At 69.7% G+C, this 26,047-nt stretch carries 24 protein-coding genes; 12 read left to right on the top strand and 12 right to left on the bottom strand.

Annotated features, from left to right (window positions below; translation table 11 throughout):
• Positions 1–209: 209 nt before the first annotated feature.
• The 4 genes from cydC to C9992_RS06025 form a co-directional block, all read right to left on the bottom strand.
• The gene (gene cydC, locus C9992_RS06040; protein WP_106814714.1) at positions 210–1,883 is read right to left on the bottom strand and encodes a thiol reductant ABC exporter subunit CydC; all 1,674 of its coding nucleotides are present in this window, start codon (positions 1,881–1,883) and stop codon (positions 210–212) included.
• 107 nt (positions 1,884–1,990) lie between these two features.
• Complete coding sequence (gene cydD / locus C9992_RS06035; protein ID WP_106814713.1) at positions 1,991–3,667, bottom strand: thiol reductant ABC exporter subunit CydD; 1,677 nt, start codon at positions 3,665–3,667, stop codon at positions 1,991–1,993.
• 35 nt (positions 3,668–3,702) lie between these two features.
• A complete protein-coding gene (gene cydB / locus C9992_RS06030; protein ID WP_106814712.1) occupies positions 3,703–4,737 on the bottom strand; it encodes a cytochrome d ubiquinol oxidase subunit II in 1,035 nt (344 codons plus the stop codon).
• A gap of 16 nt (positions 4,738–4,753) precedes the next feature.
• On the bottom strand, positions 4,754–6,199 hold the full coding sequence (locus C9992_RS06025; protein WP_106815280.1) for a cytochrome ubiquinol oxidase subunit I: 1,446 nt from the start codon (positions 6,197–6,199) through the stop codon (positions 4,754–4,756).
• Positions 6,200–6,435: 236 nt separating this feature from the next.
• On the opposite strand from C9992_RS06025, the gene moaA reads away from it, so the two are divergent.
• Together moaA and fdhD are read left to right on the top strand one after the other, a co-directional pair.
• Positions 6,436–7,512: a GTP 3',8-cyclase MoaA gene (gene moaA, locus C9992_RS06020; protein WP_106815279.1), complete on the top strand. Its 1,077-nt coding sequence runs from the start codon at positions 6,436–6,438 to the stop codon at positions 7,510–7,512.
• 1 nt (position 7,513) lies between these two features.
• Positions 7,514–8,431, top strand: coding sequence for a formate dehydrogenase accessory sulfurtransferase FdhD (gene fdhD / locus C9992_RS06015; protein ID WP_106815278.1), 918 nt, complete (start codon positions 7,514–7,516; stop codon positions 8,429–8,431).
• 37 nt (positions 8,432–8,468) lie between these two features.
• On the opposite strand, the gene C9992_RS06010 is transcribed toward fdhD, so the two are convergent.
• Together C9992_RS06010 and C9992_RS06005 are read right to left on the bottom strand one after the other, a co-directional pair.
• A complete protein-coding gene (locus C9992_RS06010) occupies positions 8,469–8,834 on the bottom strand; it encodes a hypothetical protein (RefSeq protein ID WP_106814711.1) in 366 nt (121 codons plus the stop codon).
• 129 nt (positions 8,835–8,963) lie between these two features.
• Entirely contained in the window at positions 8,964–9,554 is a 591-nt protein-coding gene (locus C9992_RS06005) for a Dps family protein (RefSeq protein WP_106814710.1), read from the bottom strand.
• 140 nt (positions 9,555–9,694) lie between these two features.
• Between C9992_RS06005 and C9992_RS06000 the strand changes: the two genes are divergently transcribed.
• The 4 genes from C9992_RS06000 to C9992_RS05985 all read left to right on the top strand — a co-directional run bounded on the left by C9992_RS06000 (position 9,695) and on the right by C9992_RS05985 (position 13,136).
• The gene (locus C9992_RS06000) at positions 9,695–11,125 is read left to right on the top strand and encodes an amidase (RefSeq protein WP_235008060.1); all 1,431 of its coding nucleotides are present in this window, start codon (positions 9,695–9,697) and stop codon (positions 11,123–11,125) included.
• 74 nt (positions 11,126–11,199) lie between these two features.
• Positions 11,200–11,583: a hypothetical protein gene (locus tag C9992_RS05995; protein WP_106814708.1), complete on the top strand. Its 384-nt coding sequence runs from the start codon at positions 11,200–11,202 to the stop codon at positions 11,581–11,583.
• Between the two features lie 369 nt (positions 11,584–11,952).
• Positions 11,953–12,696, top strand: coding sequence for a sulfurtransferase (locus C9992_RS05990; RefSeq protein ID WP_106814707.1), 744 nt, complete (start codon positions 11,953–11,955; stop codon positions 12,694–12,696).
• A 107-nt stretch (positions 12,697–12,803) separates the two neighbouring features.
• Positions 12,804–13,136, top strand: coding sequence for a DUF3054 domain-containing protein (locus tag C9992_RS05985; RefSeq protein WP_235008058.1), 333 nt, complete (start codon positions 12,804–12,806; stop codon positions 13,134–13,136).
• 44 nt (positions 13,137–13,180) lie between these two features.
• Here the strand turns inward: C9992_RS05985 and C9992_RS05980 are convergent, their stop codons facing one another.
• The 5 genes from C9992_RS05980 to C9992_RS05960 all read right to left on the bottom strand — a co-directional run bounded on the left by C9992_RS05980 (position 13,181) and on the right by C9992_RS05960 (position 16,785).
• On the bottom strand, positions 13,181–13,498 hold the full coding sequence (locus C9992_RS05980) for a hypothetical protein (protein ID WP_106814706.1): 318 nt from the start codon (positions 13,496–13,498) through the stop codon (positions 13,181–13,183).
• Positions 13,499–13,623: 125 nt separating this feature from the next.
• Complete coding sequence (locus tag C9992_RS05975) at positions 13,624–14,538, bottom strand: ABC transporter substrate-binding protein (protein ID WP_106814705.1); 915 nt, start codon at positions 14,536–14,538, stop codon at positions 13,624–13,626.
• 29 nt (positions 14,539–14,567) lie between these two features.
• Positions 14,568–15,293: an ABC transporter permease gene (locus tag C9992_RS05970; RefSeq protein WP_106815276.1), complete on the bottom strand. Its 726-nt coding sequence runs from the start codon at positions 15,291–15,293 to the stop codon at positions 14,568–14,570.
• A complete protein-coding gene (locus C9992_RS05965; protein ID WP_106814704.1) occupies positions 15,290–15,964 on the bottom strand; it encodes an ABC transporter permease in 675 nt (224 codons plus the stop codon). Before C9992_RS05965 ends, C9992_RS05970 begins: the two co-directional genes overlap by 4 nt.
• Positions 15,961–16,785, bottom strand: coding sequence for an ABC transporter ATP-binding protein (locus C9992_RS05960; protein WP_106814703.1), 825 nt, complete (start codon positions 16,783–16,785; stop codon positions 15,961–15,963). The genes C9992_RS05965 and C9992_RS05960 overlap by 4 nt, the downstream gene beginning before the upstream one ends.
• Before the next feature lie 96 nt (positions 16,786–16,881).
• Between C9992_RS05960 and C9992_RS05955 the strand changes: the two genes are divergently transcribed.
• The gene (locus C9992_RS05955; protein ID WP_106814702.1) at positions 16,882–18,300 is read left to right on the top strand and encodes a dihydrolipoyl dehydrogenase family protein; all 1,419 of its coding nucleotides are present in this window, start codon (positions 16,882–16,884) and stop codon (positions 18,298–18,300) included.
• Positions 18,301–18,321: 21 nt separating this feature from the next.
• Here the strand turns inward: C9992_RS05955 and C9992_RS05950 are convergent, their stop codons facing one another.
• Complete coding sequence (locus C9992_RS05950) at positions 18,322–19,983, bottom strand: ABC transporter ATP-binding protein (RefSeq protein WP_200826242.1); 1,662 nt, start codon at positions 19,981–19,983, stop codon at positions 18,322–18,324.
• Positions 19,984–20,151: 168 nt separating this feature from the next.
• Between C9992_RS05950 and C9992_RS05945 the strand changes: the two genes are divergently transcribed.
• From C9992_RS05945 to C9992_RS05925, 5 genes are read left to right on the top strand one after another with little or no spacing between them, the layout of a single operon-like run.
• Positions 20,152–21,360: a dipeptidase gene (locus C9992_RS05945; protein WP_106814700.1), complete on the top strand. Its 1,209-nt coding sequence runs from the start codon at positions 20,152–20,154 to the stop codon at positions 21,358–21,360.
• A complete protein-coding gene (locus tag C9992_RS05940; RefSeq protein ID WP_235008056.1) occupies positions 21,357–22,982 on the top strand; it encodes an ABC transporter substrate-binding protein in 1,626 nt (541 codons plus the stop codon). Before C9992_RS05945 ends, C9992_RS05940 begins: the two co-directional genes overlap by 4 nt.
• Before the next feature lie 20 nt (positions 22,983–23,002).
• Positions 23,003–23,965 carry an ABC transporter permease gene (locus C9992_RS05935; protein ID WP_106814698.1) on the top strand — a complete coding sequence of 321 codons (963 nt, stop codon included), beginning with the start codon at positions 23,003–23,005 and terminating at the stop codon, positions 23,963–23,965.
• On the top strand, positions 23,962–24,864 hold the full coding sequence (locus C9992_RS05930) for an ABC transporter permease (protein ID WP_106814697.1): 903 nt from the start codon (positions 23,962–23,964) through the stop codon (positions 24,862–24,864). The genes C9992_RS05935 and C9992_RS05930 overlap by 4 nt, the downstream gene beginning before the upstream one ends.
• Positions 24,854–26,047: a M24 family metallopeptidase gene (locus C9992_RS05925; protein ID WP_106814696.1), complete on the top strand. Its 1,194-nt coding sequence runs from the start codon at positions 24,854–24,856 to the stop codon at positions 26,045–26,047. Before C9992_RS05930 ends, C9992_RS05925 begins: the two co-directional genes overlap by 11 nt.

Genomic DNA, 26,047 nt, shown 5'->3' with positions numbered 1-26,047 from the left:
GTGTCGACTGGTGCGCGCGGTGCACCCCCCGCCCAGACCGCGAGTCGACATGTTGCGACCGAGACGGGGTGTTTCGTGCGCGCGGAACGTGTCGACCGGGCCGCAACGTATCGAGTCGACATGTTGCGACCGAGACGGGGTGTTTCGTGCGCGCGGAACGTGTCGACCGGGTCGAAACGTGTCAAGTGGTGCGGCAGGCTGACCGCGCGTCACACGGCGAGGCGTCCCTGTTCCAGATGCACGACGCGGTCGATGAGGCCGTCCGGCACGGTGACATGCGAGATCAGCACGACCGCCTGGTCGTCGCGCACGGCGCGCAGCAGGTCGGTGAGGAGTCGATCGGATGCCTCGGGGTCGACGCCCGCCGTCGGCTCGTCCAGGACCAGCACCGGGAAGCCGCGCAGCAGGGCGCGGGCGAGGGCGATGCGCTGCGCCTGGCCGCCCGACACGAGGGCACCCCGCTCGCCGACTCGAGCATCCAAACCGCCGCGCTCGCGCAGCCAGGAGCCCAGGCCCACGCGCTCCAGTGTCGCTTCGAGCTCGGCATCCGTCGCCGTTTCGCGCGCGAAGAGCAGGTTCTGCCGGATGTCCTCGTCGAAGAGCATCGGATGCTGCTCGCACAGCCCGACGGTGAGCCGGACGTCGTCGGGCGCGAGGCCGTGCACCGAGCGTCCCCCGATGTCGTAGTCGCCGTCGGTCTCGAGGAACCGCACGAGCGCATGGGCGAGTGTGCTCTTGCCGGCGCCGCTGGACCCCATGACGAGCAGGCGCTCGCCGGGTCGCACGGTCAGATCGAGGCCGGACAAGGACACGGTGGCGGCGCCGGGCCAGCGGACGCTGGCAGCCCGCAGACGGATGCCGTCGCCCAATGCCGGGGCCTCTCCCGTGGGGACGATCGCCTCGGAAGCGATCTCCGTCGGCACCGACGCCGGAAGCGCGTCAGAGATCCGGGTCGCGGAGGCGCGGACCTGACGCCACGCCGATGCCGCGAGAGGAACGGCCCCGAAGACCTCGAAGACCGCCATCGGCACGAGCACGACGACCGCCAGTTCCGGTCCGGCCAGCGATCCCGAGCTGAGCCCGGGCGACGCGACGAGCACCGCCGTGATCGAGGCGATGCCGGCGAGGACCGAGACGAGAGCCGTGGTGCCGGCCTGCGCTCCCGCGCGCCGCACCACCGCTCGCCGCAGCGCGGCATCGGCGTGGGCGATGCGCGCACGGCTGTCGGCCTCGGCGCCGAAGGCGATGAGCACGTCGAGGCTGCCCAGGTGATCGAGGACGGCATCCGCGAGCCGCGCGCGCAGCGGCGCGATGTCGCGTTCGGCCCGTGCCCCCGACATCCATCCCCACACGACTGCTACGGCAGCCGCGACGAGCAGGCACCCGAGCAGCGTGAGCGCGGCGGGCCACCACACGAACGCCACCAGGACGACGGCGCCGAGAGCTACGAGCGCTGACGACACGAGGGGCTGCACGACGCGCAGGGGCAGGTTCTGCAGCTCGTCGACGTCGTCGACGAGGGCGCCGAGCACCGAGCCGCGGCGGGTGCGGCCTAGCCCATCGGGAGCCAGCGGCACGAGCCGTCGCACGAGGTCGGCGCGTGTGGCGGCCAGCTGCCGCAGCGCCGCATCATGTCCGGTGAGGCGTTCCACGTAGCGGAAGACCGCCCGCGAGATGGCGAAGAAGCGCACCCCGACGACCGCGAACGAGAGGTACAGCACCGGGGGCTGCTCGCTCGCGCGCACGATGAGCCACGCGCTCACCGCCAGGAGGGCGACGGCAGATGCCTCCGACGCGAAGCCGGCGGCCCACGCCCACCAGAACCGCCGCGCCGGCGGCATCGCCCCGCGCAGCACCGCCCGCACCCCCGCGGCCCCCGCCATCCCCGCCATCCCCGCCATCCCCCGCGAGACTTCACTCGAGCGCCGAGACTGCGGGCTCTCACCGCTGTCTCGGCGCTCCAGTGAAGTCTCGCGGACGTGGGGGAGGCTCATGCAGTCACCTCGGCGGGTTCCAGGCGCACCACCGCGTCGGCGATCGTGCGGGCCGAGACCCGGTGCGAGATCAGCAGCACTGTCGCGCCGTCATCGGCGAGCGCACGGATGCCGCGCCACAGTCGCGCCTCCGTCTCGGGGTCGAGCGCAGAACTCGGCTCGTCGAGCGCGACCACGCCGGCGCGCCCGCGCCGGTACCGGTAGAACGCGCGCGCCACGGCGACCCGTTGCGCCTGTCCGCCCGACAGGCCCGCGCCTTGCACCCCGAGCTCCTGCTCAGGGTCCAGGGTGCTCGCGCAGGCCAGGTCGAGGGCACGGCTGACCGCGGCGGCATCGGGCACGGGGTCGCCGAGCGTCACGTTGGCGGCGATCGTGCCGGTGACCAGCCCCGGTCGCTGCCCCGCCCAGGCCAGCCACTCCGACGGCCGGAGAGTGCGCACATCCCTGCCGTCCCATGTCGCGTCGCCGTCGAACGAAGCCGCACCGCGCAGGGCGGCGAACAGGCTCGACTTGCCGGATCCGCTCGGCCCTTCCACGAGCGTGACGCTGCCCGGGCGGGCCGTCAGCGCGACCGGTGCCAGAGTCCGGTCACCGCGGTGCACGCGCACGCCGTCGAGCATCAGCGCACCGCGCGATCCTTCCGAGCCGAGCGCGGCCGCCGACGCCGCTGCGCCGCCCGGGCGCGTGCGAGCGGCGTCGAGCACGTCGAACACGTCGTTGGTGGCGGCGACCCCTTCCGCGGCGGCGTGGAACTGAACGCCGACCTGCCGGAGCGGAAGATACGCCTCGGGCGCGAGCAGCAGCACGAACAGCCCGACCCCCAGCGCCAGCGCGCCGTCGATCAGCCGGAAGCCGATCGAGACGGCGACGATCGCGACCGAGATGGATGCCAGGAACTCCAGCGCGAACCCCGACAGGAACGACACGCGCAACACACGCATCGTCTCGCGCCGGTACTGGTCGGTGACCGCCTCGATGGATGCCGCGGCCCGGTGCTGCCGGCCGAACACCTTCAGCGTCGAGAGTCCTTGGACGGTATCGGCGAACCGGGAGGCGAGCCGCTGCAGCGTGCGCCATTGCCGGTCCTGCACGCTGCGGGTCGCGAGCCCGATGAGCACCATGAAGACCGGGATGAGAGGAAGCGTCAAGAGCACGGTGAGGCCCGAAACCCAGTCCTCCCACCACATCACCGCGATGATGACCGGCGTGGCCACGACCGTCTGCACCAGCTGGGGCAGGTAGCGCCCGAAATACGCTTCGAGGGCCTCCAGTCCGCGACCTGCCGTGACGGCGAGCGCGGCGGAATGGCGCTCCTCGAGCCAGGCGGGTCCGAGCCCGCCGACCGCCTCGATCAGCGCTGCGCGCAATTGACCCTGCACACGTACGGCCGCGCGCGCGGCGACAGCCTCACGGGCCCAGAGCAGCAGCGCCCGCAGTACGACCACGAACGCGAGACCCGTGAGGGGCAGCTCGGCCGGCGGCATCCCGTCGATCGCGCCGGTGACCGCGCGGGAGAGCAGCCAGGCGAATGCGACGATGACCCCGGTCTGCGCCGCCGCGATGACGCCGATCGCGACGAAGAACCAGCGCGAGGCGTGCGCGTACCGCAGCAACCGAGGGTCCACCGGCCTGCCCGGCAGACGTCGGGGTCCTGCGTCCTGCGTCTCGTCCATCACTCCGCCTCAGTGCGCCGTCCCGATGCGTCGGTTCAGTGGCCGGGCGCCGCGGCGGCCGCTTCGATCCGCGAGCGCGTGACGCGCTTGCGGAAGACCCAATAGGTCCACCCCTGATACGCCAGCACGAGAGGCAGGAAGATCAGCGCCGCCCACGACATGATCCCGAGCGTGTAATCGGTGCTCGACGCATTCTCGATCGTGAGCGAACCGGCCGCATCCGTCGTGGAGGGCATCACGTACGGGAAGAGCGCGAACCAGACGGCAAGCACCGCCGCGACGATGGTGCCGGCGCCGAACCCGAACGCCCAGCCCTCGCGGCCTCGCGCGTTGGCGATCCACGACCCGACGAGGAGCACCGCCGCCACCGTCGAGAGCACCGCCGTCGCGAGTGCGAAGTCCCGGCCCTCGCTGAACGCCATGCCGACCGTCCACACGAGGAAGCCCGCGGCCACCACGATCGTGAGGAGCCCCGCACGGCCTGCGAGGCGGCGCGCGTCGGCGGCGACCTGGCCGTCCGTCTTCAACGCCACGAAGTACACGCCGTGGGTGAAGAACAGCAGCAGCGTCGTGAGTCCGCCGAGAAGGCCGTACGGGTTCAGCAGCGTGAGAAGCGACCCCGTGAACTCGTGATCGGCGTCCAGCGGCACGCCCTGCACGATGTTCGCCACCGCGACGCCCCATAGGAACGCGGGCACGGCGGAGCCCACGACGATCATCGTGTCGAACCGGCGCTTCCAGCTGAGCGAATCCCGCTGGTGGCGGTACTCGAACGACACGCCGCGGAGGATGAGGGCGAGCAGGATCAGCAGCAGGGCGAGGTAGAAGCCGCTGAAGAGCGTCGCGTACCACTCCGGGAACGCGGCGAAGAGGCAGGCGCCGGCGACGATGACCCAGGTCTCGTTGAGGTCCCACACCGGGCCGATGGTGTTGATCACCTGCCGGCGGCTCACGTCGTTCCGACCGAGGAAGGGCAGCGACATTCCCACTCCGAAGTCGAACCCGTCGAGCACGAAGTAGCCGACGAAGAGGAAGCCGACGATCCAGAACCAGAGGTACGCGAGATCCATGATGCTCTCCTGATTCCTAATAGACCGTCGTGGGGGTGTCTTCGACCGCGAGGTCCCGCGGATCCGGATCGTCCGGCTCCGGCAGCGGGTCGGGTCCGTTCTTCGCGGTCTTGACGATGAGTCCGAACTCCACGACCGCCAGCGCGCCGTAGATGGCCGTGAACGCGAGGAGCGAGACGAGCACCGTCCAGCCGGGCACGGAGGGTGAGACACCGTCCTCGGTCAGCATGAGACTGAACACGATCCACGGCTGGCGGCCCATCTCGGTGAACACCCATCCCACGAGGATCGCCAGCAGCGACGCCGGCCACGCCCAGACGGCGAGCCGCCAGGCCCACGCCGGCACCTCGCGCGTGGCCTTCTTGCGCGTGAGCCACAGCCCGGCGACCGCGACCAGCGCCGCGATGCCCCCGAGCCCGATCATCCAGCGGAACGCCCAGTAGGTGACCCACAGGATGGGGGCGAAGTTGCCGTCCACCTGGTCGGCGAACTGCGGGAACAGCTGCGTCGTGTACTCGGTGTTCAGATCGTTGATGCCCTCGACGCAGCCGTCGAGCGAGTGCGTCGACAGCAGAGCCAGCAGGAACGGGATCCGGATCGAGAACAGCTCGCTGGATCCGTCGGGGGTACCGAGCGTGAAGACCGAGAACGAGGCATCCGCTCCGCACGCGCTGTCGAACATCGCCTCCGCGGCGGCCATCTTCATGGGCTGCGTCGCCACCATCACGAGACTGAGCTGGTCGCCCGAGACCGCCACGCCGGCGAATGCTGCGATGAGGCCCCACAGCCCGAACTTCAGCGAAGACCTCATCATGTCGACGTTCTGCCGGCGCAGCAGATGCCAGGCCGAGATCGAGACGATGACCCCGGCCGTCATCATGAAGGCGGCGAACAGCGTGTGAGGAAGCGCGGCGAGGGCCACCGGGTTCGTCAGCACCGCGAAGAAATCCGTCATCTCGGCGCGCGAGCCGTCTTCGGCCATGCGGAAGCCCACCGGGTTCTGCATGAACGCGTTGGCCGCGAGGATGAAGTACGCCGAGAACCAGGCGCCGATCGTCGCGATCCAGATGCTCGCCAGGTGCAGCGCACGCGGGAGCTTGTCCCAGCCGAAGATCCACAGGCCGATGAACGTCGCCTCGAAGAAGAAGGCCATCAGTCCTTCGAAGGCGAGGGGCGCCCCGAACACGTCGCCGACGAACCGGGAGTAGGCCGACCAGTTCATGCCGAACTGGAACTCCTGGACGATGCCGGTGACCACACCCATCGCGAAGTTGATCAGGAAGATCTTCCCGAAGAACCGGGTGAGGTGCAGCCACTTGAGGTTGCCGGTGCGGAACCACGCCGTCTGGAAGATCGCCACCGTGAGCGCCATGCCGAGGGTGAGGGGCACGAAGAGGAAGTGGTACAGCGTCGTGAGGCCGAATTGCCAGCGGGCCAGCAGCAGGGGGTCCAGCAGATCCACGATGCGATCTCCGATCACGACGGGCGAGCCGATATGGTCTGACCACACAGTACCATGTGGTCAGACCACACGGGACCATCTCGCCGTGTGATCAATCGAGACACGGCGCGGCCCGTCCGCACCCGACGCGACTACCCTCGAACCATGGCCACGAGGGCGCAGCGACGGGGATCGAGCGGGTGACCGCCATCCCGGTGACGATCGGGCGACGGATGCCGCAGCCCGCGGCATCCGCGATGTCCGGTGCCGGCTCCGCCGGGCGCACCCACCCGGCGCCTGCGACGATCGGCGACCCGCTCATCGACACGCACGGTCGCGTGCACCGGGATCTGCGCATCTCGCTGACCGACCGATGCTCGCTGCGCTGCACGTACTGCATGCCTGAGCAGGGCAACGAGTGGCTCGCCAAGACGAGCATCCTGACGCTGGACGAGATCGAGCGCGTGGCGCGCATCGCCGCCGCCGACGGCATCACGACATTCCGGCTCACCGGCGGCGAGCCGCTGCTGCGCACGGACATCGTCGAGGTCGTGCGCCGGCTGGCACGCATCTCGGGACCGGACGGGACGCCGGTCGAGGTCGCGATGACGACCAACGGCATCCGCCTGCCCGAACTCCTTCCCGCGTTGATCGATGCGGGCCTGCACCGCCTGAACATCTCGCTCGACACGCTGCGCCGCGACCGGTTCCACGCGCTCACGCGCCGCGATCGGCTGGACGATGTGCTCGCGGGGATCACGGCGGCCGCGGAATCGGGTCTTCGTCCTCTCAAGCTCAACGCCGTCGCGATGCGCGACGTCAACGACGACGAACTGGTCGACCTCGTGGCGTTCGCCATCGACCACGGCGCCCAGATGCGCTTCATCGAGCAGATGCCGCTGGACGCCGGGCACACGTGGGATCGCTCGCGCATGGTGACGCAGGACGAGATCCTCGCCGCACTGAGCGCCCGCTGGGATCTGGCGCCGCTACCCGGCCGCGGCGGCGCCCCCGCGGCGCGCTGGACGATCGACGGCGGCCCCGACACGGTCGGCGTCATCGCGTCGGTCACCGCGCCCTTCTGCGGCGACTGCGACCGCCTGCGTCTGACCGCCGACGGGCAGCTGCGCAACTGCCTGTTCTCCACGACGGAGTACGACCTGCTGCCCATCCTGCGCGGAGCCGGACAGCCTCATTCCCCGGGCGCCGAGGTCCTCGATGCGAGCATCGACGGGATGCTGCGATCCTGCGTCCACGGCAAGCTGCCCGGTCACGCCATCAACGATCCGTCCTTCCTGCAGCCGGCGCGCGGCATGAATGCGATCGGCGGCTGACATGGGCCGCATCACGACGCGTACGCCGGTCACCCGCATCGCCCTCGGCGATGACGACACGGCGGTGCGGCGCCGCGCCGACACGCTCGTGGTCGAGGAGCCTCTCGAGATCCGCATCGGCGGTGAGCCTCTCACGGTCACCATGCGCACGCCAGGCCACGATCTCGAGCTCGCCGCGGGATTCCTCGTGTCGGAGGGTGTCATCTCCGCCGGTGGTGACGTGCGCTCGGCGATCCACTGCGGCGGCCCGGGCACGGCCGGGACCCCCAGCGCGCCGTCGCTCTTGTCGATCGGCTCCGCGCCCGGCACTTCGACGGCCGGCGAGAACACCTACAACGTGCTGGACGTGGCCCTGGCACCCGGAGTGGCCGCCCCCATCACCGACATCGCCCGCAACTTCTACACGACCAGCTCGTGCGGTGTCTGCGGCACGGCCTCCATCGAGGCGATCCAGAAGCAGTCGCGCTACGACGTCGGGATCGATCCCGTCGGCGTCGACGCGTCGCTGATCGTGGGTCTTCCTCAGGCGCTCCGCGCCGGTCAGACGGTGTTCGACAAGACCGGTGGCCTGCACGCGGCCGGGCTCTTCGACGCCGCGACCGGCGAGCTTCTCGTGCTGCGTGAGGATGTCGGACGCCACAACGCGGTCGACAAAGTCGTGGGCTGGGCGGTGCTGGAGGATCGGCTGCCGCTCAGCGGCACGATCCTGCAGGTGTCGGGGCGTGCGAGCTTCGAACTCATCCAGAAGGCCGTGATGGCCGGCATCCCGATCCTCTCCGCCGTCTCGGCGCCGTCATCCCTCGCCGTGGAGCTCGCGACGGCATCCGGCCTCACCCTCGCGGGCTTCGTCCGAGGCGGCTCGATGAACCTCTACTCACGCGCCGATCGGGTGCGTGTGCCGGAGCGAACCCCCAGGTGAGCGCGGTGGCGATCCCGCGCGCCCGCGCGGAGGATCGTCAGAACAGCTGCCCCAGGATGAGGATCGCGATGAAGAAGACCGCGACGACGCCGATGATGATGGCGAGCGTGCGGCCGGAGCGTTTGGCGACTGCCCAGCCGATGAGGAACGGGATCGCGAAGAGCCCGATCGCCACGACCCACCAGAACGCCACATAGGCACCGGTGCTCGCCTCTTCGAGGCGCCCGCCGAAGAGCTGCTGGGTCGAGGGGTGTGTCGCGAAGCGCACCGCGATCGAGATCGGCACCGCGAGGAAGACGAAGACGACGAGCCCGATGAGTGCACCCCAGAGCCCGGGGCTGCCGTCGCCTGAGAGGACGCCGCCGTGCAGTTCGGGTTCGGGACGCTGCTTGCCTGATGCCATGCGCCCGAGCCTAGTGGCGGGCATCATGGCCGCCGTAGTGCGTTTCACACGAAACCCGAACCCCACCTGCCCCCTCGAACGGCGCTGCCCGCCGTCAGGGGAAGGCGGGCAGCGTCAGGGCGCCTGGGATCACCGCTGCGGGGTGCGGTTCTCCGCGCTCACCATCCACGAGAGCTGCTCCACCCGCTCCAGAATGGCGTGGAGGATGTCGGCGCTCGTGGGGTCTTCTTCGTCGACGGCGTCGTGCACGTCGCGGCAGGTCGTGGCGACAGCATCCAGTCGCTCGGTCATGAGGTCGATCACCTCGGTGGTCGCGATCTCACCCTGGGGGAACTCGGGCAGCGTCGTCGTCTGGGCGACCTCGTCGCTGCGTCCGTCGGGCAGTGCGTGCAGGGAGCGCATGCGCTCGGCGACCGTGTCGGCGAACTCGCGCGCCGACTCGATGATCTCGTCGAGCTGCAGATGCGTGTCACGGAAGTTGCGACCGACGACGTTCCAGTGGGCCTGCTTGCCCTGCAGCGACAGCTCGATGAGGTCGACGAGTACCTTCTGCAGGTTGTCGCTGAGGGTCTCGGACGCCGTGAAGCCCTTCTCGGCATTCTGCTCCGGAGTGAGCTCGGACCCCGCGCCGCCGCGAGCGGTGCGGCGCCGGTTGCGGGTCGTGCCGCCGGAGGCTGCGCTGCTCTTCGAGGTGCTCTTCTTCGCGGTCGTCGTCGCCACGGTCTCTCCGTTCTCGAGTCTGCACGCCGGAGGAGTTCCCCGGGACACCCTCGACGGTATCGACGTCACCGGCGACGCGCGCGGGGATTGCCCTCCGGCAACAGGCGTGCTACACGCCGACTCGTGATGGGATGGGGAAGATGACTGCCTCCCTCCCGCCGAGCGACTCCGCCGCCGAGATCGCCGCGGCTGTGCGGACCGGCGCCGTGAGCGCGCGAGAGGTCGTCGACCGCCATCTGACCGTCATCGCGCGTCGCAACCCCGCGCTCGGCGCGCTCACCGTCGTGTTCGACGACCGGGCGCGTGAGGCCGCTGCGCAGATCGATGCGAAGGTCGCCGCCGGGATCGATCCGGGGCGGCTGGCGGGGGTCCCGATCTCGGTGAAGGAGAATATCGACCTGACCTGGTCGGCGACGACGAACGGGTGGCAGGGCTCCGCGGACGCGGTTCCCGCCCGCGATGCCACGATCGTCCGCCGCCTGCGCGAAGCGGGCGCCATCCCGATCGGCCGGGGCAACATGCCCGACTTCGGTATGCGCTGGGACACCGACAACGACCTGTTCGGGCGCACGTTCAACCCGTGGGACCCGGGGCGCAGCGCCGGAGGCTCGAGCGGCGGCGATGCCGTCTCGGTCGCAGCGGGGATGAGCGCGATCGGCCTCGGCAACGACTTCGGCGGCTCCCTGCGTCTTCCGGCGTTCGCGACCGGCACCGTCGGCCTGCGGCCGTCTCAGGGCGTCGTTCCTCGGGCCGCCGTCCGAGGGCAGCCGGTGGCGCTGACGCTCCAGGAGTTCTCCGTCAACGGTCCGCTGGGACGCCGGGTCGACGATGTCGCTCTCGCGCTCGAGGTGATGAGAGGAGCGGATGCCGACGACCCTGTCTCTCTCGACACCCCGGCGATCGACGCGCAAGACCTGCCGCGACGGGTCGGTGTCGTGCGTCGTCCCGCCGGAGCGCGGCTGGACGACCAGGTGACGGCAGGAATCGACCGGGCGGCGGTGTCCCTCACGGCCGCGGGATGGGAACTCGTGGACCTGGACCCGCCGCACCTGGAAGAGGCGGCGGTGCTGTGGCGCCGATTGGCGTGCACCGACATGCTGATCTCGCTGGACCCCGCCGCCCTCGGCCGTCCGCTGGGCGCATCGGCCACCGCGTTCCTGCGTGACAGCACGGCCGCGGCTGAGCCGTACACCTCCGCACGCGAGTACGCGCAGGCGTGGGCCCGCAGGGCGGTGATGGCGGCGGACTGGCGCCGCCTGCAGCGAGAGATCCCGATCATCCTCGGACCGGTGTCGACCAGGAGCATGGGCGAGCCGGATTACGACCTCGGCAGCGCGGCCGCCGCCGACGAGGCCTGGCGTCGTCTGTGGCTCACGGTCGTCGCCAACTTCCTCGGTCTGCCGGCGCTGGCCCTGCCGGCCGGGCTCGGAACCGACGGCATGCCCACGGGCGTGCAGGTGTTCGGCCCGATGTTCGGCGAAGCCGCCCTGATCGCCGCGGGCCGCGACGTGGAGGCGGGCGTGCCCGCGTTTCCCGCGCTGCGCGAGGAGCCCGGGAGCGCATCGCGCTGATGGCCGCGTGTCAACCCGGCTGCGCGCGCGGGCACGGCGGCGAGATACTGTGCGGGACGCGGAAGGAGCACGCCATGAGCGACCCCCGCTTCCGGCCTCGCCCACCGGATCCGGCACCCGATCGCCGAACGACGCCCGAACCGACCGACCTGCGAAATCAGCCGGCGCTGCAGACGGGAGCGACCAGGCGCTGGCTGGTGCCGGCCACCGCGTTCGCGGCGATCGCCGTCGTGATGTTCGCCATCGCCTTCTCGCTGCAGTTTGTGCTGCCGCTCATCGGCATCGTCTTCGTCGTCGCGATGTGGGTCGGGATGCTCGTCGTCTCACGCCGGCCGGGCGACGTCCGCACGAGGAACCGCCGGCTCGCCTGGTTCATGGGGTCGATGGCCGTGGGTGCGCTTCTCGCCTTCGTCGGCATCTACATCGTCGAAGCCACCCGCGCCGCCCAGCTGATGTAGGCGGCGAGACGGCCGCCGCCTCAGTTCACGGCAGCGGGGTCTCCGGCGCCTGCGGCCACTGGGGTTCCTCGGGCGTCGGGGCCAGTGGCTCCTCCGGCCACGGTGCGGGTGGTTCGCTCGGTTGCGGTGACGGCGCATCCGGTGATGGCGAATCGGGTGACGGCGTCGCCGGGCCCGGAGGCACCTGCCCCGGCGGCGTCTGCCCAGGAAGCGGTTCGGGGATCGTAGGGTCGGTCATGCTCGCTCTCGCATCCACTCGGATGCTCCCAGCATGCGTCGCGGTCCGCCCGGCTGCGAGGGCCTTGACCGATCCGGCGCCCGGAGGTATCGCGGCGGGGCGGACCTCGCGTCGTCCGTAGGCTGGAGGACGTGGCATCCGTTCTCAACGTCTCGGGGTACCTGTTCACGCGAATCGCGGATCCGGCAGCCCTGCGTCCCGTGCTGCGTGAGGCCGCGCTCGCGGCGAGACTGAAGGGGACGATCCTCCTCGCCGAGGAGGGCATCAACCTCTTCATGGCGGGCGAGGTCGGTGCCGTGCGCGGCTTCCTCGCCGAGCTGCGCACCGACGAACGCTTCCGCACGCTCGCGGTGACGGAGAGCTGGTCGGCCGTCCAGCCGTTCGGCAAGATGCTCGTGAAGGTCAAACGCGAGATCATCCGGATGGATCGTCCGGCGATCCGCCCCGAGGCAGGGCGCGCACCAGCGGTCGCTCCTGCGACCCTGCGCCGCTGGCTCGACCGGGGGCGCGATGACGACGGGCGCGAGATCGTGCTGCTGGACACCCGGAACGCGTTCGAGGTGGACTACGGGGCGTTCGCGGGTGCGCTCGACTGGCGGATCGAGAGGTTCACCCAGTTCCCGGATGCCGCAACGGCGGCCGCAGTCGAGCTGCGGGGAAAGACCGTGGTGAGCTACTGCACGGGCGGTATCCGCTGCGAGAAGGCCGCGATCTACCTGCGGGAGATCGGGCTCGATGCGTACCAGCTCGACGGCGGCATCCTCGGCTACTTCGAGGAGGTGGGCGCAGAGCATTGGACGGGAGAGTGCTTCGTGTTCGACGAACGGGAGGCGCTGGCACCCGACCTCAGTCCGCGAGGGACGGTGCCGGCGTGATCGCCGACGACGGGTCTGGTGCCCGACGGCGCGGCCTGAGGCCTGCCGGTGCGGCGGGGGCACGAGACGCCCAGCGACCGGCGAGGCGCACGGTCGTCTTCGCGCTCGTGAGCGACGCGGTCCTGGTGGTGCTCTTCGCTGCGGTCGGCCGGGCCAGTCACGACTCCGACGTGTGGCTCGGCCTGGGACGGACCGCGTGGCCGTTCCTCGCCGGGCTGGCGCTGGGATGGCTCATCACCCGCGGATGGCGAGCCCCGTTCGCGCCGCTGCGCACCGGGGTCGGCGTGTGGGCGGCGACCGTCACCGGAGGGATGCTGCTGCGCGCTGTGTCGGGCCAGGGCACCGCGCTGCCGTTCATCATCGTCGCCGCGCTGACGCTGCTTCTGGCGCTGGTCGGCTGGCGCGTCGTCGCGACCATCGTGCACCGGGCGAGGCGCTGACCGCCGAGCACTTCCGGCGGGGGTGGGCGGAGAATCGCCGCCGCTCAGGTTTCCGATGGCTTCCGCGCCGCCTTTCGCAGGCCGGTCTCGATCACGATCCGGTTGCCCTCGATGACGCCCGGACCGTCGCCGGGAAGCGGCGCCGGTGCGGGGGTGATCTGCTCGGCGTCCCACACCGCTCGCGCACTGTCGGCGGTCGGGTGGAAGAGCTCGTCGATGCCGAGCAGACCCCCGGAGGAATGCGCCGGTGTCTCGCCTCGCCGCCGGCGGCGGTGCGTGTCGAGGGCGAACCATACGAACAGCGGCGGCAGCGCGATGAGAATCGCGATGAAGCTCCACAGCATGACCTGGCCCACGACCATGCTTCAGGGTATGCCGCGCCCCGAGCCGGCGGCATCCGTCCTGCGGCGGATATCTGCGGCCCGACACATGGCGACGCCTCCCGTGCCGCCGGGAAGGGGCGGCGCGGGAGGCGTCGGCGCGACCGTCAGTTGAGGTTGTTGGCGGCCAGCCAGTCGGCGGCGATGTCCTCCGACGAGCGCTGGTCGACCGTGGACTCCACGTTGAGGGCGACCAGGCCCTCGGGCGTGAGGGCGGCGCTCACCGCATTGATGACGTCGGCGATCTCGTCGGCGATGTCGGCGTTCACGAGCGGCACCACGTTCGAGGCGAGGAAGAGACCCTTCGGATCTTCGAGCGTCACCAGGTCATCTGTCTTGATGCGGGGGTCCGCGCTGTAGACGTTCGCGACCTGGATGTTGCCGGCCACGAGTTCGTCGACGGTCGTGTCGGCGGTCGCCTCGAACGAGACGGTGACGTCGTAGACGTCCTTGAGTCCGGTCGGTCCGTACGGGCGCTGCTCGAGCTCCGGCGCACCGCCGAGGACGAGGCCCTCGATCCCGGCGAGGTCGGCGATCGAGGTGAGGCCGTGCTCCTCGGCGAACGCGGCCGTCACGTTGTACGAGTCCTGGTCGGTCGCGGGCGACTGATCGAGGACGGTCAGGCCGTCCGGGAGCGCCTCCTGCAGGGCGGCGTAGACGTCATCCGGTGTCGTGGCGGTGGTGTCCGGCTCGAAGTACTGGAGCAGGTTGCCCGTGTACTCGGGGAAGAGGTCGATCGAGCCGTCCTCGAGCGAGGGCATGTACGCGTCGCGCTGGCCGATGTTGAAGTCGCGTTCGACCGTGAAGCCGTTGGCCTCGAGGGCCTGCGCATAGATCTCGGCGATGATCTCGTTCGAGTAGTACGCCTGCGAGCCGATGACGATGGTCGAGGACTCCTCCGAGGCGCCGGGGCCCGTGCTGTCGCCGGTGAGGGGATCGCTGGACGCGCAGCCGGCCAGCGCGAGTGCCGCGACGGCGGTGCTGGCCAGCGCCAGGGAAAGGCGCGTGCGTGTGATGGACATTGTCGTACCTCCGATGTGGTGGTGAGGGATCAGCGGGACACCTGCGGGACGGGAAGCGGCGCGCGGGCGGTCCGGGCGGAGCGGACCCGCGGGCCGTCGGTGCGCGGGACGGCGAAGCGGGCGAGAAGGGCGAAGACACCGTCCAGGGCGAGCGCGAGTGCGACGACGACGATGGAGGCGCCGAGGATCTCGACGAAGTCGCGCGTGTTGAGCCCCTGGATCATGAAGAATCCCAGCCCTCCCAGGCCGACGTAGGCCGCGATGGTCACCGTCGCGACCACCTGGAGGGTGGCGGACCGCAGTCCGCCGATGAGGAGTGCGAGTCCGAGCGGCATCTCGATCCGGAACAGGATCTGCCACTCGGTCATTCCCATCGCACGTCCCGCATCGATCACCGAACGGTCGATCGCCTCGATCCCGGCGTAGGCCCCGGCAAGGATCGACGGGATGGCGAGCAGCACGAAGACGACGACCGCCGCCTCGGTCTTGAGGTTGACACCGGCGAGCTTGACGAGCAGGACGACCAGTCCCAGTGCAGGGAGCGCGCGTGCGGCGCCGGAGAGGAAGACGGCGATCTCCCGCCCTCGTCCGCTGTGCCCGATGAGCCACCCGATGGGGATGGCGATCACGGCCGCGATCGCCACCGATCCGAGGGTGAAGGCCAGTTGCTGCGCGATCGCGGTCGGCAGCGGCAGCGACCCCTCCAGACGCTCTGGGGAGAAGATCCAGGCGAAGGCCTCGGCGAACAGGTTCATGCCGCCGCCATCCGCATGCGCGCCTGCCTGCGCGGCCTGGTCCGGCGCGTCCACGGCATCGCCCCGCGCCCGCCCAGCATCAGGAGGGCGTCGACGACCACCGCGATGAGGACGACGGCGACGACACCGGCGAAGATCTCGGGGATGATGTTGCGCTGGGAGCCGTTCGTGAAGAGGTAGCCGAGATTCTGCACGCCGATGAGCGCGCCCACCGTCGCCAGCGAGATCGTCGACATCGCGGTCACCCGCAGTCCCGCCAGCACGACCGGTCCGGCGAGGGGGAAGTCCACCGTCCAGAACCGCCGCCATGGGCCGAATCCGACCGCGATGGCGGCGCTACGGGTCACGGGATCGACCGAGGCGAGCCCGTCGGTGACGGATCTGGTCATGATCGCCACCGCGTAGATCGCGAGCGCCACGATGAGGTTGAGCTCCGACAGCAGGGGGATGCCGAACAGGGTCGTGATCAGCGGGAACAGGGCGAACGAGGGGATCGTGTACAGCAGACCGATGACGGTGAGCACGGGGCCGCGCAGCCCCGTGTAGCGGAACGCCAGCCAGCCCAGCGGCACGGAGACCACGAAGCCGGCGATGATCGCGATGATGCTCTGACGAAGGTGGTCGATCGTGAGGGCGCCGATCAGGTCGAGGTTGTCGAGCACCCAGTTCACGACGCCTCCTCCACCAGCACCCCCTGCGTGCGCCCGGCGCCGTCGACCAGCACGGTGCCGCGCGGCGTCCGCTTGGTGTGAAGGGCGCGAGCGCCGCGCTCGGCGCCGATGAACTCGGCGACGAAGTCGTTCGCGGGATTCTCGATGATCTCGCTGGGGCTTCCGACCTGGGCGATCCGCGCCCCCTTCTGCAGGATGGCGACCTGATCGCCCAGCAGGAACGCCTCGTCGATGTCGTGGGTGACGAACACGATGGTCTTGTCGAGCTCCTGCTGCAGCCGCAGCGTCTCGGTCTGGAGCTCCTTGCGCACGATGGGGTCCACGGCGCCGAACGGCTCGTCCATCAGCAGGATGTTGGGGTCGACGGCCAGCGCCCTGGCCACGCCCACGCGCTGCTGCTGCCCACCGGACAGCTGACTGGGGTACCGCTTGGCCAGCGAGCGGTCCAGGCCGACGACATCCATCAGCTCCAGCGCGCGCTCCCGCGCCTCGGCGCGACGGACACCCTCGAGCACGGGGACGGTGGCGATGTTGTCGACGACCGAGAAGTGCGGCAGCAGCCCGGCGTTCTGCAGAACGTAGCCGATGCCCCGCCGCAGCTTCACCGGGTCGCGCTGAGAGATCGGCTCGTCGTCGATGGCGATCACGCCGCTGGTGGGCTCGACGAGCCGGTTGATCATGCGCAGGAGCGTGGTCTTGCCGCTCCCGGAGGAGCCCACGAGCACCGTCGTCTTGTGGGCGGGGATGAGGAGGCTGAAGTCGTCGACGGCCGGCGTGCCGTCGTTGAACCTCTTGGAAACCGCGCGGAATTCGATCGCCATGGTGTCCTTTCGGCGGAGACCCCAGAAAACCACAGGTCACCGACATCGCGGGCGATCTTGACGAAATCCGTCGGCGGCGATCAGTAGCGTGGGCCCATGAGCACACGCGAGTACGACCTGATCGTCATCGGAGCCGGCCCGGTGGGCGAGAACGTCGCCGACCGCGCCACGCAGGGCGGTCTGCGCGTGGCGATCGTGGAATCCGAGCTGGTCGGGGGCGAATGCTCCTACTGGGCGTGCATGCCCTCGAAGGCGCTGCTGCGCAGCGGAGCCGCGCTCCGCGCCGCGCGCGACGTCGACGGCGCACGCCAGGCGATGACCGGATCGATCGACGTCGCAGCGACGCTGCGGCGCCGTGACGCGGTCGTCCACGACTGGGACGACGCATCCCAGGTCGAGTGGCTGCAGGGCGCGGGGATCGATCTCGTTCGCGGGCACGGGCGGCTCAGCGGCGAGCGTGAAGTGACCGTCACCGGCGAGGACGGCGGCACCACGGTGCTCACGGCACGGCACGCCGTCGCGATCTCGACCGGGACGGCGGCGCTCCTGCCCGACATCCCGGGGCTGCGCGACGCGCGCCCGTGGACGAGCCGCGACGCCACGGGTGTGCGCGACGTTCCGGCATCCCTCGCGATCCTCGGCGGCGGGGTGGTCGGCAGCGAGATGGCGACGCTCTTCACGTCGTTCGGCGTTCCGGTGACGATGATCGCGCGGTCGGGTCTGCTCGGGGGCGTGGAGCCGTTCGCCGGCGAGGCGGTGGCGAAGGCACTGACGGATGCCGGCGCCGACCTGCGCACGGGCGTCGAGGTGGCACGCGTGGAGCGCGACAGCTCGGGCCAGGTCGTCCTCAGCCTGTCGGACGGGTCCACGGTCCGCGCGGCCGAGATCCTGGTCGCAACGGGGCGCGTGCCCCGCACCGCGGACATCGGACTGGAGGTCGTGGGCCTCGAACCGGGGGCGTGGCTGGACGTCGACGACACGATGCGGGTCCGCGGGGTGGACTGGCTCTACGGCGTCGGCGACGTCAACCACCGGGTGCTGCTCACGCATCAGGGCAAGTACCAGGCGCGCGCGGCCGGCGACGTCATCGCGGCGCGTGCGCATGGCGCGGCGGTCGACGATGCGCCGTGGGGTCGTCACGTGGCGACGGCCGACCACGCCGTGGTGCCCCAGGTCGTCTTCACCGCACCCGAGGTCGCCGCCGTCGGGCACACCGAGAAGTCTGCGACGGCAGCGGGGATCCGCACCCGCGTCCTCGACTACGACATGTCGTGGGTCGCGGGCGCCAGCACGTTCGCCGACCACTATCAGGGCAAGGCCCGCGCCATCGTGGATGAGGAGCGGCGCGTGCTGGTCGGGGCGACGTTCGTCGGACCCGAAGTCGGCGAGATGCTGCACGCGGCGACGATCGCCATCATGGGGGAGGTGCCCATCGACCGGCTCTGGCATGCCGTGCCGTCGTACCCGACCCTCAGCGAGGTGTGGCTGCGGTGGCTCGAGGAGTTCGGCCGCTGAGTCGACGGTCAGGCCGCGCCGTCAGGCGGCGAACGGTCCGGTCAGCTTGCCTCGTTCCTCCCGCGTGAGCGGGGGGATGGATGCCAGCAGTCGACGGGTGTAGTCCTTCTGCGGCCGATCGAAGATCTGCTCGACATCGCCCGTCTCGATCTGCTCGCCGTGGTACATCACGAGCACGCGGTGGGCGAGGTTGCGCACCACCGACAGATCGTGCGAGATGAAGAGGATGCTCAGGCCCAGGCGATCCTGGATATCGGTGAGCAGGTCGACCACCTGCGCCTGGATGGTGACGTCCAGCGCTGACACCGGCTCGTCGCACACCAGGATGTCGGGGTCGCGCATGAGCGAGCGGGCGATGCCGATGCGCTGACGCTGTCCCCCGGAGAACTGGTGGGGGAAGCGGTACATCATGTCGGGTTTCATCCCGACCAGCTCGAGCAGCTCGGCGACCCTGTCGCGTCGCGAGGCCGCCGTGCCGGTGCGGGTGACCGCCAGCGGCTCGGCGATGATATCCCGCACGCGCATCCGCGGATCCAGTGAGGTGTAGGGGTCCTGGAAGATCATCTGGATTCCCGATTGTGCGGGCGGCCGCGGCCCCCGCGTGCGCCGGGTGATGTCGCGGCCGCGATAGACGACGTCGCCGCCGTCGGCCGTCTCGAGGCCCACGATCATGCGTGCGAGCGTCGACTTGCCGCTGCCGGATTCGCCGACGATGCCCAGGGTCTCGCCGCGCCGCAGGTGAAGGTCGATCCCGTCCACGGCTGCGACCGTCTTGCGCGCGAATGCGGGCCCGGTGCGGAAGCTGCGCCGGAGGTCGGTGACCCGCAGCACGACGTCGTCGGGTTCCTCGATCGGCTCCTCGAGGATCCGCGCCGGTTCGGGGTGGGGGGCCGATGCCAGCAGCGTCCGGGTGTAGGGCATCTGCGGGTCCGCGAACACGCGGTCGGCGTCTCCCGCCTCGACGATGCCGCCATCGCGCATGACCACGACCCGGTCGGCGACTTCTGTCACGACGCCGATGTCGTGCGTGATCAGGAGGACACCCATGTCCAGGCGCCCCCGCAGATCGTGGAGCAGGCGCAGGATCTGCGCCTGCACCGTGACGTCCAGCGCGGTCGTCGGCTCGTCGGCGATGAGGAGTTCGGGTTCGAGGGCGATCGCCATGGCGATCAGGATGCGCTGCCGCATGCCGCCGGAGAACTGGTGGGGGTAGTCGTCGACGCGGGTCTGGGGCGACGAGATCCCCACGATGTCCAGCAGCTCGATCGCTCGCGCACGCGCCTGTCTCCGTCCCATGCGCCGATGCACGCGGAACACCTCGCCGATCTGGTCGCCGATGGTGAGGACGGGATTGAGCGCCGAGAGGGCATCCTGCATCACCATGCTCATCCGCTCGCCCCGCAGCCGGCGCCGCGCCTCGTCGCTGAGGTCGAGGAGCGAGATCTCGCCCAGGCGCAATTCCCGCGCGGCGACGACCGCCGCAGGATCCTGCACGCCCATGATCGCGCGGGCGGTGACGGTCTTGCCGGAGCCGGACTCGCCCAGCAGCGCGACGAGCTCACCTGGCCGCACGTCCAGATCGATGTCGGTGACGGCGGGCGTGTAGCGGTCGTGCGAGCGGAAGCCCACCGCGAGACCGCGGACGGTCAGCACGGGCTCGCGTCGGGTTCGGTTGCTGTCCACCCCTCCATTGTGCAGGCGAATCAGAGCCGAATTGTTACATCTGTGTAAAGAAGTACGCCGGATCTGCTCACCGAGATTGACAGATGCGCCGGATTGGCGACATCGTCATCTCCAACCCGAACAGCGCACGACGTTGCCCGGGCTGCCCGTTCCACGAAGGGAGACACTGTGCTCGAACCTGCCGAGCGATACACCGGTTACACCGCCTACGAGTACCTCGAGGCCGGGGTCGACTACCGCGCATTCGAATATGCCAAGCAGATCGGGCGGGTGCCCGAGTACGCCGGCCTGGAGCTGTCGTCGGCGCAGGCGGAGCGAGCGGAACGGCTGCTCCGCGAGGAGACCGTGATCTCCCTGCACGAGCACGTCCAGGTGTTCCCCGAGAACATGGAGCAGCTGAAGGACCACATCCGCCAGGGCCGGGAACCCACGGGTTACCAGGGCCTCGCGCGCTCGGGACTCACCGCCGTCTTCGACAACGGGATGGACGGCACCTGCTGCATCTCCAGCGATGCCGGCTGGAAGTACCAGGACGTCCTCTTCGACCTCGGCGTGCGGATGGCGGACCTCGCCCATCAGGACTTCGTGATCAAGGGTGAGTCGCTGAAGGACATCCAGTACGCCAAGGAGACGGGGCGCATCGCGCACATCTTCGCGCTCGAGGCGGCCACGATGATCGAGAACGAGGTCGACCGCCTCGACGTGCTCTACGGCTTCGGCGTCCGTCAGATGGGCATCGCGTATTCCGAGGCCAACACGCTCGGCAGCGGCCTGAAGGAGCGCGGCGACGGCGGCCTGACGTACTTCGGCGAGCGGGCCGTGGCGCGCATGAACAAGCTGGGCATCGCGATCGACATCTCGCACTCGGGCGACCGCACGTGCGTCGACGTCATCAAGGCGTCGACCAAGCCGGTGTTCATCACGCACGCTGGAGCCCGGACCGTGTGGCCGACGAACCGCATGAAGACGGACGAGACCATCGTCGAGTGCGCACGCCGCGGCGGCGTGATCGGCATCGAGGCCGCCCCTCACACGACGCTCTCGCCCGCCCACCCGCAGCACTCGCTCGAGTCGGTGATGGACCACTTCACGTACTGCGTGGACCTCGTCGGCATCGAGCACGTCAGCTTCGGTCCCGACACGCTTTTCGGCGACCACGTCGGCCTCCATCACGCGTTCGCCTCGCAGCTGTCCCTGGGCCAGGCCCACGGTCAGGTCGAGTTCGAAGAGGTCCCGTACGTCGACGGCGTCGAGAACCCCGCCGAGGCGATGGGGAACATCATCGGCTGGCTGGTCAAGCACGACTATTCCGACGACGAGATCCGCGCCGTCGTCGGTGGCAACACGATGCGGGTCCTAGAGGAGGTATGGGTGTGAAACGACACAGCAGATTCGCCGCCATCGGCGGCGCAGCGGCATTGACAGCTCTCGTCTTGAGCGCCTGCGCACCGCAGGCCCCCGAGACCTCGAGCACCTCGCCGGCCGAAGCCGGCGATGACACGCTCACCATCGCGACGACCACGGACGTCGTCAACTACAACCCGCTCATCGGCAACAGCCGCAGCGACTACTGGGTCACGAACCTGATGTACCCGCACCTGCTGAGCATCGGCCCGGACGGGTCGAAGGACGCAGAGCTGGCCGTGGATTGGGGCTACGTCGACGACACCACCGGCTTCTTCGAGATCCGCGACGACATGGCGTGGAGCGATGGCGAACCGCTGACCGCCGAGGACGTCGCCTACACGATGAACGCGGTGAAGCAGGATGCCCCGGCCGGCACCTACTACGGCCAGATGGCGAACTTCGAGTCCGCCGAGGCCGTCTCGGACACCCGCGTGGAGATCACCCTCACCCAGCCCGACTCGTCCATCGTCGAGGAGATCGGCTTCTGGGGCAACGTCGTCCCGCAGCACGTGTTCGAGCCGGCCGGATCGGTGGCCGAGTTCGCCAACGACGGCTCGGACGGCGGATGGGTCAGCGCCGGTCCCTACGTGCTGAGCAAGGTCCAGGTGGGACAGTCGTACACGCTCGACCGGGTGGAGGACTATCCGCTCGTGGAAGGAGGCACTCCGATCCCGGCCTCGATCGTGTACCGCGTGTTCCCGGACGTGAACACCGAGATCCTCGCGCTGCAGAGCGGCGAGGTCGACGCCATCGCCAATTCGCTCCCGCCGTCGCAGGTCGAGCAGCTGAAGAACACCGACGGCATCGAGGTGGTCGAGGTGACCGGTCTCGGCTACGCGCACATGACCTACAACATGCAGAACCCGGACCTCGCCAAGGTGGAGGTGCGCCAGGCGCTCGCCCACGCGGCCGACTACGAGGCGATTCGCAACGTGGTCCTGCAGGGGCAGGCCGTCTCGACCGGATCGAGCCCGCTCATGCCGGTGCTGTCGAAGTACTACGACGACTCCATCACCGAGTACGAGTACGACCCGGAGCTGTCGCGGGAGCTGATGGAGGAAGCCGGCTACACGGCAGGGGCCGACGGCATGTTCCCGGTTTCCTTCCGGCTGATCTACTCGCTGCAGGACCCGGTCACCAGCCAGTGGGCGCAGCTCGTCAAGGACGGCGCGGCCGAGGCCGGCATCCCGATCGAACTGCAGGGCATGGAGCGCAACACGTATCTGGCTCGCACGAACGAGGGCGACTACGACATCTATGCCGGCAACTTCGCGATCATGGACGATCCGGTCACGAACTTCAGCCTGTCGTATCTGCCGGGAGGCGCGATCAACTACACGTTCGTCGACGATCCGGAGCTGAACGACCTCATCGCGCAGGCCTCGGCCACGTTCGACGAGGACGAGAAGATCGGCATCATGCGGGAGGCCGCGAAGATCGTCCACGACCAGGTGTACGACAACGTGATGTACACGCAGAACCTGTACGTCGCGCACAGCTCGGACTGGGACGGCTTCATCTCCAAGCCCAGTGAGCTCCTGTCCATCGTCAACCCGGTCTCGCTCGCGAGCGCCCACAAGGTCTCCGAGTAACCCGAAGGAGGGCCGCCCGCGTGTCCATCGCTCTGTTCGTCCTGCGCCGTCTCGGCCGCGGACTCTTCACGATCCTCTTCGCGGTGACCGTGACGTTCCTGCTGCTGCGGCTGCTGCCGGGGGATCCGGCGCTCGCCGTGGCGAGTCCGAACATGACCGATGAGGCCCGGGCGGCCCTTCTGACCCAGTACGGGCTGAGCCAGCCCCTCTTCGTCCAGTACTTCCTCTACCTCGGCCAGCTCGTCCAGGGGAACCTGGGCACGTCGTTCACCCAGTCCATACCCGTGATCGACGTCCTCATGCAGCGTCTGCCGTGGACGCTCCTGCTCACGGTCAGCTCGCTCGTCCTCACGATCATCATCGGCATCCCACTCGGCGTGCTGGCGGCCTCGCACAAGAATCGCTTCTTCGACCGGATGGTCCAGGTGTTCGGGGTGACCGGTCAGTCGCTGTTCGTGCCGTCAGTGGGCATCGTGCTGCTGTTCGTGTTCGGCCTCAACCTCCGGTGGTTCCCCATCGGCGGCGCGTACGACGACGGCGTGTACGGCATGGAATGGTACGGATCGGTGCTGTCGCACCTCGTTCTGCCGGTCATCTCGCTCACGCTCATCCAGCTCGGCTCGTACGTGCTGACCATGCGGGCCACGCTCATCGAGGCGCTGGGCGAGGACTACATCACCCTCGCCAAGGCCAAGGGCGTGCCCCCTCGCACCGTGCTGTGGAAGCACGCGGTGCGCAACGCGATGCTGCCGGCGACGACGCTCATCGGCCTGCAGCTGGGATTCGTCGTGGGCGGGGCGGTGCTCACCGAGACCGTGTTCGCCTACCCGGGCATCGGCCGGGGCATCTATGAAGCGGTGACGCAGCTCGACTTCCCGGTTCTGCAAGGGGCGTTCCTGCTCCTGGCGGTGACCGTCGTGATCGCCAACATGCTGACCGACATCGCCTACGGATTCCTCGACCCGAGAGTGAGGGCCTCATGACCGCGCCCCTTCCCGAGACCGAGCTCGCGCCGCCGGTCTCCGACCCCGCCGCCGACGAGGGGCGTCGGGCGAGCCGGCAGACGTGGCAGGCGTTCCGCCGCCAGCCGTTGGGCATGGCTTCGCTGGTGATCCTCGCGCTCCTCGTACTCATCACGGTCATCGCGCCGCTGCTGGCCCCGTACCCCGCCAGTTATGGCACCGACGTGCTGAAGCCGCCGAGCGGCGAACACTGGTTCGGCACCGACTCCCTCGGACGCGATGTCTACGCCGAGGTCATCTGGGGGACGCAGCAGTCGGTCTTCGTCGCCCTCGCGGCATCCGCGATCGCGATCGTCTTCGGCACGCTCGTCGCCGTCGTCGGCGCGTATGTGCCGAAGCTGGATGCCGTCATCGGGGTGATCGTGGATCTCACCCTGTCGCTGCCTGTGCTGCCGCTGATGATCCTCGTGGCGGCGCTGGTCGGTCCCAGCACTACCACCATCATCCTCGTGGTCGCCGCCTTCTCGTGGCCCGAGGTCACGCGCCTGGTCCGCTCGCAGGCGCTCGCGGTGGTCAAGCTGCCGTACGTGGATGCCGCGAGGCTCATGACGCGGCGATCCACCTGGATCCTGGGCCGCCACGTCATCCCCGCCGTCACACCGGTCATCGTGGTGTCGGTTGTCGTCACCGCATCGCGCGCGGTGCTGTCGGCGGCGGGGCTCGCCTTCCTCGGGCTGGGCGATCCGACGACCTGGTCGTGGGGCCGCATCCTCTACGAGGCGCAGCAGTCCGGGGCGATGGTGAGCGCCTGGTGGCTCACCCTGTACCCCTCGCTCGCGATCCTCGCCCTCGTCCTGTCCGCCACCCTGTTCTCGATCGCCTACAACGACGCACGCAATCCGAGGAGCCATGAACGCTGACACCGCACCTGCGCCGTTCTCCCAGCGGCTGACCGCCGACGTCTACGACCGCATCCAGGCCAGGGTGCGCGATCGCCTCCCGCGGGAGGGGCTCGACGCCATCGTCACGGACGATCCCGAGGACGTGTCGTATCTGACCGGATTCTTCCACCACCCGGGGGAGCGTCCGGTCGCGGTCTACCTCGACGCGGACCGCGCGGTGCTGTTGGTTCCCGAGCTCGAGCGTCAGCACGCGCAGGAGCAGCGCGCCCGCGCCGAGATCGTGACGTTCGCCGAATACCCCGGCATCGAGAACCCGTTCGCGCCGCTGGCCCGCGCCATTCCGGTGCGCCGCCGCCTGGGGGTGACGACGCTCGTGACCCAGCACCGGCTCGCGATGATGTCTGCCGCCCTGCCCGCCACCGAGTTCGTTCCGACCGAGCTCGTGACCGTGGCGCGGTACGTCAAGTTCCCCGAGGAGGTGGCGCTGCACCGGGAGGCCGCCCGCATCACCGACCGCATGCTCGAAGCCGGCGTCGCGCTCATCAGGGAGGCGATCTCCTCCGGCGGCGAACTGCCCTCCGAAGCGGAGCTGGCCTCGCATGTCGGACGAGATGGCGTCGGCCGGATGTATGCCGAGCACGAGGACGTCGTCGTCATCTCGTTCCTCGCGGGCGGGCTCGTGTACGCCGGCGCGAATTCCGCGATCCCGCACGGACTGCCATCGTCCTACCGGCTGCGACCCGGCGACACGTTCATGCTCTCGCTGGGCGCCGCCGTCGGCGGCCGGTTCGTCGAGGGGGAGCGCACCTTCGTCCTCGGCGAGCCGACAGCCGAACAACGGCGATATCACGACACGGTGCGCCTGGCGCAGGCGACCGGCTCGGCCGCCATCGCGCCCGGCGTCCGGTGCGCCGACAGCAACGCCCAGTGCCTGGCCGTGATCCGCGATGCCGGCCTCGGAGAGTACCTGCGCCATCGACAGGGGCACGGGATCGGACTGGGCATGCATGAGCCGCCGTGGCTGGAAGACGGCGACCCCACCGAGCTCGAGCCGGGAATGATCGTCTCGAACGAGCCCGGGATCTACATCCCCGGTCACGCCGGTTATCGCATCAGCGACAGCATGCTCGTGACCGCGTCGGGGTCCGAGCCGCTCACAGGCTTTCCGCGGTCGCTCGAAGCCTGCGTCATCCCACTGTGA

The sequence above is a fragment of the Microbacterium timonense genome (genome assembly GCF_900292075.1).
Lineage (GTDB): Bacteria > Actinomycetota > Actinomycetes > Actinomycetales > Microbacteriaceae > Microbacterium > Microbacterium timonense.
This window is presented reverse-complemented; position numbering and strand designations above follow the sequence as displayed.

Excerpts from the sequence above, each read along its gene's own strand:
- cydC (WP_106814714.1), bottom strand. The coding sequence starts at position 1,883 with ATGGCGGGGGCCGCGGGGGTGCGGGCGGTGCTGCGCGGGGCGATGCCG.
- cydD (WP_106814713.1), bottom strand. The coding sequence starts at position 3,667 with ATGGACGAGACGCAGGACGCAGGACCCCGACGTCTGCCGGGCAGGCCG.
- cydB (WP_106814712.1), bottom strand. The coding sequence starts at position 4,737 with ATGGATCTCGCGTACCTCTGGTTCTGGATCGTCGGCTTCCTCTTCGTC.
- moaA (WP_106815279.1), top strand. The coding sequence starts at position 6,436 with ATGTCCGGTGCCGGCTCCGCCGGGCGCACCCACCCGGCGCCTGCGACG.
- fdhD (WP_106815278.1), top strand. The coding sequence starts at position 7,514 with ATGGGCCGCATCACGACGCGTACGCCGGTCACCCGCATCGCCCTCGGC.
- C9992_RS06010 (WP_106814711.1), bottom strand. The coding sequence starts at position 8,834 with ATGGCATCAGGCAAGCAGCGTCCCGAACCCGAACTGCACGGCGGCGTC.
- C9992_RS06000 (WP_235008060.1), top strand. The coding sequence starts at position 9,695 with ATGACTGCCTCCCTCCCGCCGAGCGACTCCGCCGCCGAGATCGCCGCG.
- C9992_RS05995 (WP_106814708.1), top strand. The coding sequence starts at position 11,200 with ATGAGCGACCCCCGCTTCCGGCCTCGCCCACCGGATCCGGCACCCGAT.
- C9992_RS05980 (WP_106814706.1), bottom strand. The coding sequence starts at position 13,498 with ATGGTCGTGGGCCAGGTCATGCTGTGGAGCTTCATCGCGATTCTCATC.
- C9992_RS05975 (WP_106814705.1), bottom strand. The coding sequence starts at position 14,538 with ATGTCCATCACACGCACGCGCCTTTCCCTGGCGCTGGCCAGCACCGCC.
- C9992_RS05970 (WP_106815276.1), bottom strand. The coding sequence starts at position 15,293 with ATGAACCTGTTCGCCGAGGCCTTCGCCTGGATCTTCTCCCCAGAGCGT.
- C9992_RS05960 (WP_106814703.1), bottom strand. The coding sequence starts at position 16,785 with ATGGCGATCGAATTCCGCGCGGTTTCCAAGAGGTTCAACGACGGCACG.
- C9992_RS05955 (WP_106814702.1), top strand. The coding sequence starts at position 16,882 with ATGAGCACACGCGAGTACGACCTGATCGTCATCGGAGCCGGCCCGGTG.
- C9992_RS05930 (WP_106814697.1), top strand. The coding sequence starts at position 23,962 with ATGACCGCGCCCCTTCCCGAGACCGAGCTCGCGCCGCCGGTCTCCGAC.
- C9992_RS05925 (WP_106814696.1), top strand. The coding sequence starts at position 24,854 with ATGAACGCTGACACCGCACCTGCGCCGTTCTCCCAGCGGCTGACCGCC.